Origin of the sequence: Streptomyces sp. NPDC058741, assembly GCF_042746715.1 — a bacterium.
Taxonomy (GTDB): Bacteria; Actinomycetota; Actinomycetes; order Streptomycetales; family Streptomycetaceae; genus Streptomyces.
Window position 1 is genome coordinate 1 of sequence record NZ_JBHYQH010000057.1, and the last position, 14,008, is coordinate 14,008.

At 75.4% G+C, this 14,008-nt stretch carries 13 protein-coding genes and 1 pseudogene; 4 read left to right on the forward strand and 10 right to left on the reverse strand.

Annotated elements, in window-relative coordinates:
* Window positions 1–42 precede the first annotated feature (42 nt).
* From ACFW6P_RS29225 to ACFW6P_RS29235, 3 genes are all read right to left on the reverse strand, one after another.
* Complete coding sequence (locus ACFW6P_RS29225; protein ID WP_386354923.1) at window positions 43–471, reverse strand: OsmC family peroxiredoxin; 429 nt, start codon at window positions 469–471, stop codon at window positions 43–45.
* A gap of 133 nt (window positions 472–604) precedes the next feature.
* Window positions 605–2,680, reverse strand: coding sequence for a phage holin family protein (locus ACFW6P_RS29230; protein WP_386354920.1), 2,076 nt, complete (start codon window positions 2,678–2,680; stop codon window positions 605–607).
* Window positions 2,681–2,883: 203 nt separating this feature from the next.
* The gene (locus ACFW6P_RS29235) at window positions 2,884–3,285 is read right to left on the reverse strand and encodes a hypothetical protein (RefSeq protein ID WP_386354917.1); all 402 of its coding nucleotides are present in this window, start codon (window positions 3,283–3,285) and stop codon (window positions 2,884–2,886) included.
* Window positions 3,286–3,368: 83 nt separating this feature from the next.
* Here ACFW6P_RS29235 and ACFW6P_RS29240 point away from each other — a divergent pair, with 83 nt between their 5' ends.
* Both ACFW6P_RS29240 and ACFW6P_RS29245 read left to right on the forward strand, forming a co-directional pair.
* Window positions 3,369–4,142 (forward strand): MBL fold metallo-hydrolase, encoded by a 774-nt coding sequence (locus tag ACFW6P_RS29240; protein ID WP_386354915.1) that lies wholly within the window; start codon window positions 3,369–3,371, stop codon window positions 4,140–4,142.
* The gene (locus tag ACFW6P_RS29245; protein ID WP_386354912.1) at window positions 4,139–4,789 is read left to right on the forward strand and encodes a DedA family protein; all 651 of its coding nucleotides are present in this window, start codon (window positions 4,139–4,141) and stop codon (window positions 4,787–4,789) included. Before ACFW6P_RS29240 ends, ACFW6P_RS29245 begins: the two co-directional genes overlap by 4 nt.
* A gap of 15 nt (window positions 4,790–4,804) precedes the next feature.
* On the opposite strand, the gene ACFW6P_RS29250 is transcribed toward ACFW6P_RS29245, so the two are convergent.
* The 4 genes from ACFW6P_RS29250 to ACFW6P_RS29265 all read right to left on the reverse strand — a co-directional run bounded on the left by ACFW6P_RS29250 (window position 4,805) and on the right by ACFW6P_RS29265 (window position 9,489).
* Window positions 4,805–5,866 carry an MBL fold metallo-hydrolase gene (locus tag ACFW6P_RS29250; RefSeq protein ID WP_386354909.1) on the reverse strand — a complete coding sequence of 354 codons (1,062 nt, stop codon included), beginning with the start codon at window positions 5,864–5,866 and terminating at the stop codon, window positions 4,805–4,807.
* The gene (locus ACFW6P_RS29255) at window positions 5,863–7,110 is read right to left on the reverse strand and encodes an aminotransferase class I/II-fold pyridoxal phosphate-dependent enzyme (RefSeq protein ID WP_386425382.1); all 1,248 of its coding nucleotides are present in this window, start codon (window positions 7,108–7,110) and stop codon (window positions 5,863–5,865) included. Before ACFW6P_RS29255 ends, ACFW6P_RS29250 begins: the two co-directional genes overlap by 4 nt.
* A gap of 211 nt (window positions 7,111–7,321) precedes the next feature.
* On the reverse strand, window positions 7,322–8,563 hold the full coding sequence (locus ACFW6P_RS29260; protein WP_386425385.1) for a hypothetical protein: 1,242 nt from the start codon (window positions 8,561–8,563) through the stop codon (window positions 7,322–7,324).
* Between the two features lie 134 nt (window positions 8,564–8,697).
* Window positions 8,698–9,489, reverse strand: coding sequence for an RNA polymerase sigma factor SigF (locus ACFW6P_RS29265; RefSeq protein ID WP_386354902.1), 792 nt, complete (start codon window positions 9,487–9,489; stop codon window positions 8,698–8,700).
* Window positions 9,490–9,740: 251 nt separating this feature from the next.
* On the opposite strand from ACFW6P_RS29265, the pseudogene ACFW6P_RS29270 reads away from it, so the two are divergent.
* Window positions 9,741–10,223: pseudogene (locus tag ACFW6P_RS29270) on the forward strand (thiamine pyrophosphate-binding protein); the annotation flags it as partial.
* A gap of 228 nt (window positions 10,224–10,451) precedes the next feature.
* Here the strand turns inward: ACFW6P_RS29270 and ACFW6P_RS29275 are convergent.
* The 3 genes from ACFW6P_RS29275 to ACFW6P_RS29285 form a co-directional block, all read right to left on the reverse strand.
* Window positions 10,452–11,438 (reverse strand): Acg family FMN-binding oxidoreductase, encoded by a 987-nt coding sequence (locus tag ACFW6P_RS29275; RefSeq protein ID WP_386354899.1) that lies wholly within the window; start codon window positions 11,436–11,438, stop codon window positions 10,452–10,454.
* 32 nt (window positions 11,439–11,470) lie between these two features.
* Window positions 11,471–11,758, reverse strand: a complete 288-nt coding sequence (locus tag ACFW6P_RS29280; protein WP_386354897.1) for a dsRBD fold-containing protein — start codon at window positions 11,756–11,758, stop codon at window positions 11,471–11,473.
* A gap of 94 nt (window positions 11,759–11,852) precedes the next feature.
* A complete protein-coding gene (locus ACFW6P_RS29285) occupies window positions 11,853–12,455 on the reverse strand; it encodes a hypothetical protein (RefSeq protein WP_386354894.1) in 603 nt (200 codons plus the stop codon).
* A 223-nt stretch (window positions 12,456–12,678) separates the two neighbouring features.
* On the opposite strand from ACFW6P_RS29285, the gene ACFW6P_RS29290 reads away from it, so the two are divergent.
* Window positions 12,679–13,545, forward strand: a complete 867-nt coding sequence (locus ACFW6P_RS29290; RefSeq protein WP_386354891.1) for a universal stress protein — start codon at window positions 12,679–12,681, stop codon at window positions 13,543–13,545.
* Window positions 13,546–14,008 lie beyond the last annotated feature (463 nt).

Genomic DNA, 14,008 nt, shown 5'->3' on the forward strand with positions numbered 1-14,008 from the left:
GGCCCCCGGTCGGGCCGCCCGCGCGACGCTCGGCGCGGCGGGTCAGGCCAGCTTCGCGGTCAGGGTGATCGGCGTGGCCTTGAGGGCCTGGCTGACCGGGCAGCCGACCTTGGCCTCCTCGGCGGCGGCGAGGAAGGCCTCCTCGTCCATGCCGGGGACGGTGCCCTCGACGGTGAGGTGGATGCCGGTGATGCCCTCACCGGGCTGGAAGGTGACATCGGCGGAGGTCACCAGCTTGGTCGGCGGGTTGCCGGCCTTGTCGAGGATGTTGGAGAAGGCCATCGAGAAGCAGCTGGAGTGGGCCGCGGCGATCAGCTCCTCGGGGCTCGTCCTGCCGCCCGGCTCCTCGGTGCGGGCGGCCCAGGTGACCGGCTGCTCGGTGAGGACGCCGGAGGAGTCGAGGGTGACGACACCGTTGCCCTTGAAGAGGTTGCCCTCCCAGACGGTGTGGGCGGAGCGCGTGGTTGCCATGCCGCATCCTTTCGGTGGGTATCCGGAAACCGTGGCCGGGTTCCTGGCCACCATCCGATCACACTCCGGATCGGCTCACGCGCAGGACCGGCCCTCCGGCACGCGACGGGGGCCGCGCGGCACGCGGAACGCGTCAGGCGGCGCGCTCCTCGCGCGACTCCAGCGGCACCTGGGGGCCGTTCGACTCGCGCAGCCAGCGGCGCAGCACCCGGTGGATGTGCTCGGCGCCGACGAGTTCGCGGCCGTCGGGCACCGGCGCCGACAGGGAGAGCGGCGACAGCAGGAAGGGCCTGGTCTGGGGGCCGCCGAGGCCGCCGTGGGAGCCGATCTGCTCCTCGAACGCGAGGACCTCGCCGTCGGCCGGGTCGTAGAAGGAGTTGACCATGATGTCGGCGGTGTGCGGGAAGGAGTGCGTGCGGCGGACCGCCTCGGCCGCGCCCGGGCCGAACGGGGCGAGCGGGCCGGGATCGTCGTCGAGGTCGGCCAGCGGGATCTGGGCGCCGTACGCGCCGAGGACGACACCGCCGTGCTCCTCGCTGCGGACCAGCAGGAAGCCGATACCGGGGTGGTTGGCGAGGGTCGCCAGCAGGGCGGGGTGGCGGGCGTCGATCTCCTCCTTGCTCATCCGGTGCGGGACGTCCGGGAAGGAGACCAGGCCGAGGTTGCCGGAGGCCAGCACGATCGGCTCCTCGCGGTGCACGGGGCGGTGCTGCTCGCCCGCCTCCTCGACGGGGCGGCGCAGCGCGGCCCGGACGGCGGCGCGGGCCTCCGCCCCGCTGCGGGTGCGCTCCGCCCTGCGCGGCACGTGCAGTCCGCATCCGGCCCGGACGAGGTCGCCGAGGGTGAGGCCGTAGCGGGAGCGGAAGGTCTCGCCGGGGCTCTGGCCGTGGTCGGACAGCACGACGATCCGGTAGGGGCGCGGGGCGTGCTCGGCGACGTTCTCGATCAGGGCCAGGGACCGGTCGAGGCGTGCCAGGACCTTCTGGGCGTCGCCGCTCGCCGGGCCGGAGTGGTGGGCGACCTCGTCGTAGGCCACGAGGTCGGCGTAGACGGCGGTGCGCCCGGCGAGCAGGTCGCCCATCACGGAGGCGACGACGACGTCGCGTTCGATGACGGTCGCGAAGGCCCGGATGAAGGGGTAGAGACCCCCTCGGGAAACCCGGGGGCGTTGTTTGCGCATCCGGGCCCGGATCGACTGGCCTGTCTCCCGGCCGGCGTCGGCGACGAAGGACAGGGCCGTGCGCACGGCGTTGGCCGGGTCGGAGAAGTAGGCGAAGTAGCCCGACCGGGAGCGGTTCTCCGGGCCGCGGCGGCGGGTGGTGATGGACAGGACGAGGGCCTGTTCGTCGGCGCCGCCGCTGAAGAGGTTGCCGCGGCTGGCGCCGTCGACGGTGAGCAGCCCGCCGTGACCGGCGAAGCCGACGGCCCGGCGCTGGAGCTCGGCGGCGCTGGTCGGGCGGTTGCAGACGACGACCTCGCGGGTGTCCTTCTCGTACCAGCGGAACGCGGGCACGTCGTGGTTGCTGCCGTGCAGGATGCCGAGCTGGCTGGCGCCGGTCTGGCTGGACCAGTCGGTGCGCCAGGGGGTGAGCCGGTGGGTGGGACCGGAGCCGTCGCCTGTGCCGAGCCAGCGGGCGACGGTGGGCATCAGGCCCCTGTTGACGGCGTCGAGCAGGACGTCGTGGCCGACGCCGTCGAGCTGGAGGAAGAGGGTGCCGGGGCTGGCCGGCCGGGGCGGGGCCGACCTGCGGCGACGGCGGCCGGATAGGCGGTACAGCCTGCGGCGGTAGGCGTCGTCGTCGCGCACGGCCAGGGCACCGCCGGTCGCGGACGCCACGGCCGACATCACGGCGGCGACCACGACGGCGGTCTGCGGGGCGGCGGTGTCCTGCCCGGCGGGCGTCAGGCGCAGCGCGACCAGGAACAGGGCGCCGTTGAGGAAGAACACCAGCAGGCCGAGCACGAGCGCCGGGACGAGGAGCAGCAGCCGGACGAGCAGCGGCCACACCACGGCCGACAGCAGACCGAAGGCACCGGCGCCGACGGCCGCCGTGACGGCGATGTCGGTCGCGCTGTCGCCGCTCTCGGAACGGAGCCGGAAGTCCGGCAGGATCCCGGCGAGCACGAGCATGGTCAGGGTGGAGACCGCCCACACGGCGACGCTGCGCCCCACCTGACTCGCGACCCGTCGCCACCGCACGCCCCGCACGTCCAGCCACCTTCACGTCCCGGCCCGCCGTCGCCGCGGGCTTCCTGCCACCAGTCTCTCAACGCTCGCGGGACCTGCGCCGTTCCACGGGCGCCACCGGCCGGGATCGCCCTGCACGTGCCCACCGCACTCTTCTGCTCGCCGGGCGCGCGGGCATGCCGGTCTCCGGCGCCGGGCTTCGACGCGCGGAGCGGACCGGCCGGTCAGCGGCCGTCGTAGCCGGCCGTCGGCATCGACAGCCGGCGGTGCACGCACGCCTTCATCTCCGCGTCGTACGCAGGCTCCGCGCGGCCCACCGTCTTCACCCGCACGCCCCGCCGCGCGCACTCCGCGGTGAACTCCTCCACGGACGCCAGCGCGCTCTCCAGGACCCGCCTGCTGGGGGCGACGAACAGGTCGAGCCCGGGCCGGACGCCGTCCCACAGAGCACCGTGGTCGGGCCGCAGCCCCCGCACCAGCAACTCCCGGATGACCACGTAGCCCCGCTCGGCCGCCCAGCGGGCGCACATCGCGTGCTGGCTGCGGGAGTCGACCAGGAACGGATCCTCGTCCAGCTCCTCCAGCGGCGTCAGACTCGCGATCGCCGTGACCCGGACCGACCCCATGGCGTCCCCCCTCACCTCCGGTTTCGCCGCCGACCCTACTCCTGCACGTAGGCTTCGGGGAGTCGCGCGAAGGAGGCAAAGAAGTGCCGGTGGAGATCACCTGGTGGGGTCACGCCACTTGCACCGTCCAGGACTCGAACGTACGCGTGCTCACGGATCCCTTGTTCGCGCGCCGGCTCGCGCACCTGCGGCGCCGGCGCGGAGCGCTGCCGCCCCCGGACGCGCACCACGCGGACGTCGCCGTGGTGTCGCACCTGCACGCCGACCACCTGCACGTGCCGTCGCTGATGCGGCTGGCGCCGGGCACGCGCCTGCTCGTGCCCCGGGGCGCACGCCGGGCCGTCCCCGCTCTGCGCCGGCTCACGCACCTGCGGATCAGCGAGGTGGCACCGGGTGACGAGACACCGGTCGGCGACCTCGTCATACGGGCCGTGCCCGCGCGGCACGACGGACGGCGGCGGCCGCTGGGACGGCACCGATGCCCCGCGCTCGGCTATGTGGTGGAGGGCGAGGCCCGGACGTACTTCGCCGGGGACACCGGGCTGTTCGACGAGATGGCCAAGGAGGTCGGGCCGGTCGAGGTGGCGCTGCTGCCGGTGGGCGGCTGGGGTCCGTACCTGGGCGAGGGGCACCTGGACGCGGGCCGGGCGGCCGAGGCGCTGGCACGGCTGGCGCCGTGCAGTGCGGTGCCGGTCCACTACGGCACGTACTGGCCGATCGGCATGGACGCCGTGCGCCCCCACGAGTTCCACGCGCCGGGCGACGAGTTCGTACGGCTGGCGGCCCGGCGCGCGCCCGGCGTGGCGGTGCACCGGCTGGAGCACGGGGAGAGCGTGCGCCTGGGGGGCGCTCGATGAGCTGGTCAGGGTCCGTGGCGCAGGTGGTCGCGCCCCTGCTGACGGCGTCGGCCGCACCGGCGTCCTTGGTGCCGGAGTCCACGCAGCGGGCACTGGGCTATCCCACGCTGTTCCTGCTCGTGCTGTTCGGGGCGCTGGTGCCGGTCATCCCGACGGGGGCGCTGGTGAGTTCGGCGGCGGTGGTCGCCTTCCACCAGGCGGCGCCGTTCTCCATGGCGCTGGTGTTCCTGACGGCGTCGACGGCGGCGTTCCTGGGCGATGCCACGCTGTACTGGCTGGGGCGGCGGGGGCTGACGTCGAAGAACGGGTCGCGCTGGCTGGAGGCGCTGCGCGCGCGGGCGCCGGAGGACCGCCTCGAGCAGGCGCAGGGGAAGCTGGCCGCGCACGGGATAGCCGTGCTGGTGCTGTCCCGGCTGCTGCCCGCCGGCCGTATCCCGGTGATGCTGGCCTGCCTGCTCGCGAAGTGGCCGCTGCGGAGGTTCTCCCGGGGGAATCTGCCGGCCTGTCTGGCCTGGGCCCTGACGTACCAGTTGATCGGGATCCTCGGCGGGTCACTGTTCGACGAGCCGTGGCAGGGGGTGCTGGCGGCGGTCGGGGTGACCCTGGTCATCAGCGCGGTGCCGGTCGTGGTGCGGCGGGTGGGGTAGCTCCTGCCGGGGCGGTCACAGCACCCTGGAGGCGCCGATCGGCATGTCCCACAGGTTCTCCCGGGGCAGGCCCGTCCTCTCCCAGGCCGCCCTGACGCGGGTGAGCGGCTCCAGGACCGGCTCCGCCGACAGGACGAAGGTCGCCCAGTGCATCGGCGCCATCCTGGCCGCGCCGAGGTCCCGGGCCGCCTGCACCGCCTCCTCCGGGTCGCAGTGGACGTCGCTGAGCCACCAGCGGGGGTCGTAGGCGCCGATGGGCAGCAGCGCGAGGTCGATGCCCGGGTAGCGGCGGCCGATGCGGGAGAACCAGTGGCCGTAGCCGGTGTCCCCGGCGAAGTACACGCGCCGGCCGTCCTGGGCGGTGAGGACCCAGCCGCCCCACAGGCTGTGGCAGGTGTCGGTGAGGGTGCGCTTGGACCAGTGGTGGGCGGGGACGAAGTCGAAGCGGACGCCGTCCAGTTCGGCCGCCTCCCACCAGTCGAGCTCCGTGACGCGGGTGAAGCGGCGGCGGTGGAACCAGCGGGCGAGCCCGGCCGGGACGAACACCGGGGTGTCGCGCGGGAGCCTGCGCAGCGTGGGGGCGTCGAGGTGGTCGTAGTGGTTGTGGCTGATGACGACGGCGTCGACGCGCGGCAGGTCCTCCCAGGGGACGCCGACGGGGGTGACGCGGGCCGGGGTGCCGAGGATGCGGCGCGACCAGACCGGGTCGGTGAGGACGGTCAGTCCGCCGATCCGCACGACCCAGCTTGCGTGCCCCGCCCAGGTGACCGCGACCGTGTGCGCGTCGACGTGGGGCACCGGGGCCGGGGCGTAGGGCAGACGGGGGATGTCGGCGAGGCCCTCCGGGCCCGGTCTCACCGCGCCTTCACGGGCGAAGCGGGCCATGGCCTTCAGCCCGGGCAGCGGGGCGGTCAGCCGGTCGTGGAAGGTACGCGGCCACACTCTCCGCTCGGCCAGCGGCCGGGGCTCGGCCAGCGGCGGGTACGGGGCCGCGAGGGAAGGCGGGAGGATCGGGTCGGCGGCCTCCCGGGTGGGCGTGCTGGTCGTCGTGCTGGTCGACTCGGACTGCTGCGTCATCGAGGAGGCTCCCATCGCTGAGCTTCGTCGCGGAGATCGTCGAACACCGACTTCAGTCGGCTCAACGCGCGTTGCACGTGCGGCAGTTCCAACGGCGTGGGCGAGGTGAGGCATTCCGCGCGCTCGGAGTCGGAGCCGGACACCAGTGCGCCGGTCGAGAGCCGCACGCGCGGGGCTTCGAGGCCGTCGCCGAAGCGGTGGCCGCCCGGGGCGGGCATGCCGAGGCGGGCGGAGAGGAAGTCCTCCAGCTCCTGTGCGTCGCCGACGCCGCGCGCGCTCAGCGCGGGACGCAGCGGGCCGAGGTCGACGTACAGGTGACGGCCGGCCCGCGGGGGCCGGGCGAGGGCGCCGGCGGCGACGACCGCGGCGTGCGCCTCGGCGGCCACGCGCGCGTGCAGGCGCACGGTCGCGGCCACGCGCGCGGTGAGGGGTTCCGGTTCCCCGAGGGCGTATCCGGCCGCGGCGGCGACCGGGGCGGCGACGCGGGCGTCCAGGGCCGTGAGGACGTCGAGCACGCGCGCGTGGAGGCCGTCGGCCTCCTCCCCCGCCGGGAAGCGGGCGACGGCGGCGGGCCAGCCGGGCGGGAGCAGGGCGCCGGCGAGGTCGCTGACGACGGTGACCCGGTCGGGCAGCATCTCGGCGGGGCTGAGCAGCACGGTGCCGTGCGGGTCGTGCAGGGTGTCGCGCCACGTCTCGTCGCTGACCAGGTGCAGGCCCTCCCCCTGGGCCGCTTCGACGGTCTCGTGCAGCAGTTCGGGCGGGGCGACGGTCGCGGTGGGGTCGTCGGCGACGGACAGCACCAGCAGACGCGGGTCACCGCCCTCGGCGCGGACCCGGCGGACGGTCTCCAGCAGTGCGTACGGATCGGGCACGCCGCCGCTCTCCGGCGGGGTCGGCACATGGAAGACGGGGCGTCCCAGCAGCCGGGCGTACGGAGCCCACCGGGCGGCGCAGGGCCTCGGCACGAGGACGTCGCCGCCGAGGGCGGCGGTCAGCGCGAGCAGCAGGGCGGGAGCGCCGGGGGCTGCGGCCGCACGAGCGGGGTCGCAGTGCAGTCCCCGCCGCTCCCAGTAGCCGCAGGCGGCCTCCCGCAGGGCTTCGGCGCCGCCGACGGGCTCGTGGTCCCCGCGAGAGGCGGCGGCGGCCAGCACCGCGGACAGCTCCGGCAGGACGGGCAGTCCGTCCTCGGGGAGCGGCGGCCCGAACCGGACGGGGCCGTGGCCTTCCGGGTCCGTCCGCCGCATCCGTACCTCCGCAGTGCCTCGTGCCGCCGTGTCCTGTCGCCGCCCTCGGCGCGGGTGCCGTCCCCCGCGCGCGGGGGTGCCTGCGGAGCCGTCCGTGCCCCCGTCGAGTACCCACTGTGCCGCCGCCCCATGGGTCCCGGCCGGGTCATGACGGTCACAGCATGATCGGGCCGGGCCGGGGAAGGCACCGTGCTCCGGGGCGGCGGGCGGGTCAGCGGCGGAGGTCGCTCCCCCGGTTGCGCAGCCGGTGCACGGCGGCACCGCACGCGCCCGCGATCAGCACCCCGCCCGCGACGAGCGCCGGCACCGAGTCGGTGAAGGCACCGCCGTCCCCCGCCCGGACCCCGCGCTGGACGGCCGCCGCGCCGCAGTCGGCGGGATACGGCTCGGAGTGGTGCGGTCGGGGGTGGTGGGTCGGTTCCGGGCAGGGCTCGTGCGTGGGCCGGTGGGACGGCTTGTGGTGACCGGAGCCGTGCGCCACCGTGAACGTCGTGCTCCACGGCTCGCCCTTCCCGCCGGGAGCGGCCGGGCAGACGCCTTCGACGCTCCACGTGGTGCCCTGAACGCTGGAGGAGGAACCCTCGCCCGCGGCGTCCGTGCCTCCGTCGCCGCTCCACGCGGAGTCCGCACCCGGGGCGTCCGTGCCGCCCTCGCCGCCCGACGCGGAATCCTCACCCGCAGGCTCCGGGCCGCTGCCGCCGGTCCGCGCGGGCTCCTCACCCACAGGCTCGGGGCCGCTCTCGCCGCCCGACGCGGGCTCCCCACCCGGGGCGTCCGTGCCGCCCTCGCCGCCCGACGCGGAATCCTCGCCCGCAGACTCCGGGCCGCTGCCGCCGGTCCGTTCAGCGCCGCCACCCAGAGGCTCCAGGGCGCTCTCGCCAGACCGTTCAGCGCCCTCACCCCGGGGCTCCAGGGCGCTCTCGCCGCTCCCCGCGGACTCTCCGTCCAGGGCGTCCGTACCTCCCTTCCCGCTCCCCGCGGGCTCACCACCCAGGGCGTCCGTGCCGCCCTCGCCGCCCGACGTGGGGTCCTCACCCGGGGCGCCCTGGCCCTCCTCCCCGCTCCAGGAGGAGTCCTCACCCAGGGCGTCGGCGTCCCCCTCGCCGCCCCATGCGGAGTCCTCAGCGGAGGCGCCCGGTTCCCCCTCCAGGCGTGCGGCGGACGCGATCCTCGCCGTGCCCCGGTAGGACGGGCCGGACGCCTTGTCGTCGTTGCCCGTGACCCGGCGCAGCGGGACCGTGCCCTCCTCGAAGGCCCGCGAGGTGGCGTCGATGCTGTCGGCCGGAGCCCCTCCGGCCGGGTCGCACCGGACGGAGACCGTCACCGTCCCGCCGGGCTCGACGGTGGCGGGAGAGACCTCGGCGGCCGGTTCGGCGGACGCGAGGGGCGCGAACGCCATCAGGGCGGATCCGGTGAGGACCGCTGCGGACAGGACGTGGAGAGTTCGGCGCATGGAGGGGACCCCTTCGATAGCAGTGCCCCTCTGCCATGACAGCCCGCCCGCGGCGGCCGCGCGCGGGACCGGACCCCATTAGCGGGACGGCACCCGCCAACCGGGTGACCGCGCGGCGCCGGCTCCGGTCTGGATCAGGCCGCGTCCCGCATGACCTGCTCCCGCACCCGCCCGCAGCACCGGCTGATCAGCCGGGACACGTGCATCTGGGAGATGCCCAGCTCCTCGGCGATGCGGCTCTGCGTCATGTCGGAGAAGAACCGCATGTAGAGGATCGCCCGCTCCCGCTCCGGCAGCGCGGCGAGCCGCGCCTTCACGGCCTCGCGGTCCACCACCGTCTCCAGCGCCGGGTCCGTGGACCCCAGCGCGTCGCTCAGGGAGTACCCGCCCTCGCTGCCGGGCAGCTCCGCGTCCAGGGACAGCGCCGAGAAGCTCTCCAGGGCCTCCTGCCCGACCTGGACGTCCTCCTCACTCATCCTCGCGTGCGTGGCGATCTCGGCCACGGTGGGACGGCGGCCCGGGATGGTCTGGGACAGGTCCTGGGAGACGACGCGCACGCGGTTGCGCAGCTCCTGGACGCGGCGGGGCACGTGCAGCGTCCACATGTAGTCGCGGAAGTGCCGTTTGATCTCGCCGGTGACGGTCGGTACGGCGTAGCTCTCGAAGGCGTGGCCGCGCTCGGGGTCGTACCGGTCGACGGCCTTGACCAGTCCGAGGGCGGCGACCTGGCGCAGGTCGTCGAAGCCCTCGCCGCGGTTGCGGAAGCGGCCGGCGATGCGGTTCGCCATCGGCAGCCAGGCCTCGACGATCGCGTCGCGGAGGGCGTCGTGCTCGGGGCCGGCGGGCAGGGAGCGGAGCCGGGAGAAGGCTCCTGCGGTGTCGGGGGCGTCGTCGTGGGGGTGCTTCGTGCTCGTTCGTGTCGGCATGATGCGTCGCAATTCCCTGAGTGGTGCTGTGGATCGCACGGTCGCCGTGGGAGCGCGTCCGCTGAGGGACGGGGCCGCCCGGTGACGGCGCCTGGCACCGGTCCCACGGACGTGCCTCCTGTCCGAAGCACTCCCCTGCGCCTGCCCCCCGCCCCCACTCCCAAACCCCGCGCGGGTTTTCCGCGGACGCCAGGGTCACTCGTACGGGTGGCCCCTTCCCCTTCACTTCCACGTCCGGGAGGTCGTAGTACATGAGCGCCAAGGTCGCCGACCACGTCCTGCAGAGGCTGCGCGAGTAGGGGGGAGCAGGTGTTCGGCTATCCGGGCGACGGCATCAACGGCCTGCTCGCCGCATGGGACCGGGCCGAGAACGAGGCGCGTTTCGTGCAGGCGCGGCACGAGGAGATGCCGCGTTCCAGGCGGTCGGCCACGCCGGGTTCAGCGGACGTCCGGGCGTGTGCGCGGCGATGTCGGGACCGGGCGCGACCCATCCGCTGAACGGGCTGTACGCCGCGAAGCTGGACCATGTGCCGGTGCTGGCGATCGTCGGCCAGACGCAGCGCAGCGCGATGGGCGGCTCCTACCAGCAGGAGGTGGACCTGCACACGCTGTTCAAGGACGTGGCCTCCGACTTCGTGGAGACGTTGACGGTGCCGGAGCAGCTGCCGAACGTGCTGGACCGGGCGATCCGCACGGCGTACGCGCGCCGCCGCCCGACCGCGGTCATCATCCCCGGCGTTCCTGCCGGAGCTCGGCAAGGCCCGGGGCGTGCAGATCCTCCCGCCGCACGCCACGTGGGAGCGGATGGAGTCGACGGCCGCGTCGTTCCTGAAGGGCGACGCGGACCGGGGGTCGTGGTGAAGCAGGGCTTCGAGGCGAAGATGGAGAAGTTCCTGCCGGGGCGGGAGAAGGAGTGGCGGCCACACAGCCCGGCCCTCCCGGCGCGCCGGTCGGTCGGCGAGTCAGGGCAGGATCTCGACGATCTCCGGTACCGGGCGGCGCGGGGTGCCGGGGACCGGGGGGCCGTAGCCCAGGCGGAGCACCATCTGGGGGAAGCCCCTGCCGGTCACCGGGTCGCGCAGCGGCCAGCGCAGGTCGGTCCATTCGAGGGGCTGGGTGGCGAAGGAGCTGGACAGGCCCTCCAGCGTGGCCAGCAGCAGCACCCGTTCCATGGCCTGCCCGGCCCGCAGCCAGTCCTCCGGGCTGTCGCGGGGGGTGCTCAGGAGGGCCAGGTGGGGGTTGCGCTCGAAGTCCTTGGCCGCCCTGCCCGGTGTCCGCCGCGTACCGGCGAAGTCGCGCATGGGGGCCTTGCCTCCGCGCAGGCGCGGTCCGAAGGCGTACGAGGGGACCCCGTCTCCCACGGTCTCCGAGGGGCCGCCGCGGGTCCACCGGGCGAGGTCCTCGTCGCTGCCCCGGTCGGTGAGGTTGCGGGCCTCGGCCTCCCGGGCCAGTTCCAGCACCTCCTGCAGGTGCCAGGGGGACGGGAAGGCCAGGGTCACTCCCTCGGCCCGCGCGGCGGCAGCGAGGGCCGTGCGTACGTCCGCCGGGATGTCCCGCTCCTCGAAGGGGTAGCGGTTGGTGTGCCGCCGGGGGATCGCCGGGTACAGCGCGGCGAGGCCGCTGGTGCCGTCGTCCCGCCCGGTCGGCCGTACGGTCGCCAGCAGGGTCCGGTCGGTGGGGTCGGGCAGCAGCAGGGTGTCCGTCCCCCAGCCCCGGTGGGCGAGCGCGACCCGCAGGTTCAGCAGGGCGGCGCCGCATCCGAGGTGCAGGGCGCGGGTGTCGGGGTCCGCGTGCGGCATGGCACGCCCCAAGTCGGCGCAGACCTCGATGGTGTGCTCGTGCCGGTGGTACCGGAAGCGCCAGGGCTGCGCGTTGTGCATCGACGGGGCGGCCGCGGCGTCGCGGACCAGGGCCGCCACGTCCTCGTCGGACAGCCGGTGTCCGCTCATGGCTCCCTCCCTCGGGGCTCGGTGCGTGCCGGTCACAGGGGCCACGCGAGGGCCTGACGGGTGCGCGGGCGTGCGGCGCCCATGCCCTCGATGTCGCGTTCGGCGGCGTCCAGCAGGCGCTGGGCGAGGTCCCGTACGGCCCGGCCCGCCGCCAGTTCCTCACCGATCTCGGGCACGTTCGCGTCCGCGGGGTGGCAGTGCGCGGTCCCGCGGCCGGTGAGCGTCGTGGTGCCGGTGTCGAGCACCACCTGTGCCGTGGTCGCTCCCTGGTCGTCCTCGAACAGATGGAGCCGGACCCTCCATTCCTCGGTGTGCGGCATCGCCGTCCTCCTCGTCCCCGGTCCGGACCGACGTCCGGACGTGCTTGGTCCGTTCCGCCTCACGGCGCGCCCCTCTCGCCCCGGCCCCCGCCGGTCAGCGGCGGAAGCGCGCGGACCACAGCGGCTCCACCAGCTCCCACTCGGCGTCCCACCGGGCGTACCTCCTCCGGTCCACGGCCAGGCTCACGCCCCCGCGCACCGCCCCGAGGCACACGGCCAGGCCCAGCGCGGACATGCCGCCCGCGAAGACGCCGGTCGTCCAGGCGGTGACGGAGTTCGCCGGCGGCCCGGTGACGTGGCCGTCGCGGTCGACCCACAGCCGTACGGTCGCGCCCTCGGACGTCCCCGACTTCACCGGGACCTTCGCGGTCCTGAGGACGCCGTCGTCCGTCCAGCGGACCGAGGCGGGCTGCTTGGCCATCTCGTTGGCGCCCGGGACGTCCTCGGTCAGCCGGGCGCTGACCTCGTGCCGCTGCGCGCTCTGCTCGTGCACGGTGCGCATCGACGCCTCGTACGCCGCTTGCCCCACGCCGATCGCCGTCAGGGGGAGCCCCACGGCGAGGACGACCATCAGGAAGCGGCGGAACCAGGCCTCGAACCGGTCGGACGGACGCCTCAGCGGGTTCGGACCCGGGCCCCCGTGCTGTCCGTGCGGCGCGGGCGGACCGGACGCGTACGGCGATCCTCGCGTGCTCATGAGTCGGCCTCCGGCAGTCTCGCTGGTCCGTTGTCCACCTCCTGGTCCCACCATGGGCGCGGGGCGGAGCGCGGTCACAGGGCCGAAGGTCCCTGCGCGGGCGGACTTGGGCCCAGCCGTGCGCGGCCGGCGGGGTCCGCCGCCGCTCCCCTGCGCGGTGCGGCCGTGCCGGGGTGAACCTGGAAAGGGGGACGCGTGTCGGCAGCTGCACGAGGGAGACAGGGTGAGCGGTCTCGTGGTGGTGGGCGTGGACGGTTCGGCGTCGAGCCTCGCCGCGGTGGCGGTGGCCGCGCGGGAGGCCCGCTCGCGCGGAGCCCGCCTGCGGGTGGTGCACGCGTGCGTGCGGACGGGGGCGCGGGTGGGTCAGCCGGACGACGAACTGCGGGCTTACGCCGACCGGCTGGCCGCCGGGGCGGTGGAGCGTGCGCGGGCGGAGGCGCCGGAGGTGGAGACCCGGCATGTGGTGGTCGCGGCCGAGCCGGTGACGGTGCTGGAGGCGCAGTCACGGGCCGCGCAGCTGTTGGTGATCGGCTCCCGGGGCAGGGGCGGTTTCGCCGGGCTGCTCATGGGGTCGACCGCGGTGCATCTGGCGGCGCACGGTTCCTGCCCGGTGCTCGTCGTGCGCGAACCGCCGCACCCCGGCGGTCCGGTCGTGCTGGGCGTCGACGGATCGGCCGCGGGACAGAGGGCCGTCGACTTCGCGTTCGCCGAGGCCGCCCGCCGGAAGGTGCCGCTGGTGGCGGTGCACACCGTCGGCGGCGCGCCCGGGCCCGCGTCCCAGGGTGCCGCGGACCCGGCGGCACCGGCCGGGAGGGGGCGACGGCTGCTGTCCGAGGCGCTCGCGGGCCGTCAGGAGCGCTACCTGGACGTGACGGTGCGGCACGAGGTGGTGCACGGGGGGCCGCGGGAGACGCTGATCGAGGCGAGCCGGTCGGCCCAGCTGGTGGTCGTCGGTGCGCGCGGGCGAGGCGGCTTCGCCGGCCTGCTGCTGGGGTCGGTCAGCCAGGCGGTGCTGCACCACGCGCACTGCCCGGTCGCGGTGGTGAGGGGCGAGCACCACCCGGGGCACGGTCGCACCGGACCGGGGTGACGACGCCGCAAGGGCCCGGCCGCTGTCGACAACCGACCTGACCCGTGCCCGTTCCGGCTCGTACCCGGTGCTCGTACCGGCGCCCGCCGGGGCGGCCCTCCGTGGGGACGAGGCGCCGCGGCGTGGCGTGGCCCGCGCCGACCCCGCGCCCGGCCCGTGCCCGACCCGTGCCGAATCCGTGTCCGACCCCGCGCCCGACCCGTGCCCGACCCGTGCCGAATCCGTGTCCGACCCCGTGCGCGGCCCGCACCGAACCCGCGTCCGACCCCGTGCGGCCCGCGCCCAACCCCGCGCCCAACCCCGCGCCCAACCCTTGACCGAGCCGTGCCCAACCCCGCGCCCAACCCCGCGCCCAAGCCTTGACCGAGCCGTGTCCGACCCCGCGCCCGACCCGTGCCCGACCCGTGCCGAATCCGTGTCCGACCCCGTGCGCGGCCCGCACCGAACCCGCGTCCGACCCCGT

Coding starts and splice junctions, on each gene's coding strand:
- ACFW6P_RS29235 (WP_386354917.1), bottom strand. CDS start 3,285: ATGGGGTCGGTCCGGGTCACGGCGATCGCGAGTCTGACGCCGCTGGAG.
- ACFW6P_RS29255 (WP_386425382.1), bottom strand. CDS start 7,110: ATGCGGCGGACGGACCCGGAAGGCCACGGCCCCGTCCGGTTCGGGCCG.
- ACFW6P_RS29225 (WP_386354923.1), bottom strand. CDS start 471: ATGGCAACCACGCGCTCCGCCCACACCGTCTGGGAGGGCAACCTCTTC.
- ACFW6P_RS29265 (WP_386354902.1), bottom strand. CDS start 9,489: ATGCCGACACGAACGAGCACGAAGCACCCCCACGACGACGCCCCCGAC.
- ACFW6P_RS29245 (WP_386354912.1), top strand. CDS start 4,139: ATGAGCTGGTCAGGGTCCGTGGCGCAGGTGGTCGCGCCCCTGCTGACG.
- ACFW6P_RS29280 (WP_386354897.1), bottom strand. CDS start 11,758: ATGCCGCACACCGAGGAATGGAGGGTCCGGCTCCATCTGTTCGAGGAC.
- ACFW6P_RS29275 (WP_386354899.1), bottom strand. CDS start 11,438: ATGAGCGGACACCGGCTGTCCGACGAGGACGTGGCGGCCCTGGTCCGC.
- ACFW6P_RS29260 (WP_386425385.1), bottom strand. CDS start 8,563: ATGCGCCGAACTCTCCACGTCCTGTCCGCAGCGGTCCTCACCGGATCC.
- ACFW6P_RS29250 (WP_386354909.1), bottom strand. CDS start 5,866: ATGACGCAGCAGTCCGAGTCGACCAGCACGACGACCAGCACGCCCACC.
- ACFW6P_RS29285 (WP_386354894.1), bottom strand. CDS start 12,455: ATGAGCACGCGAGGATCGCCGTACGCGTCCGGTCCGCCCGCGCCGCAC.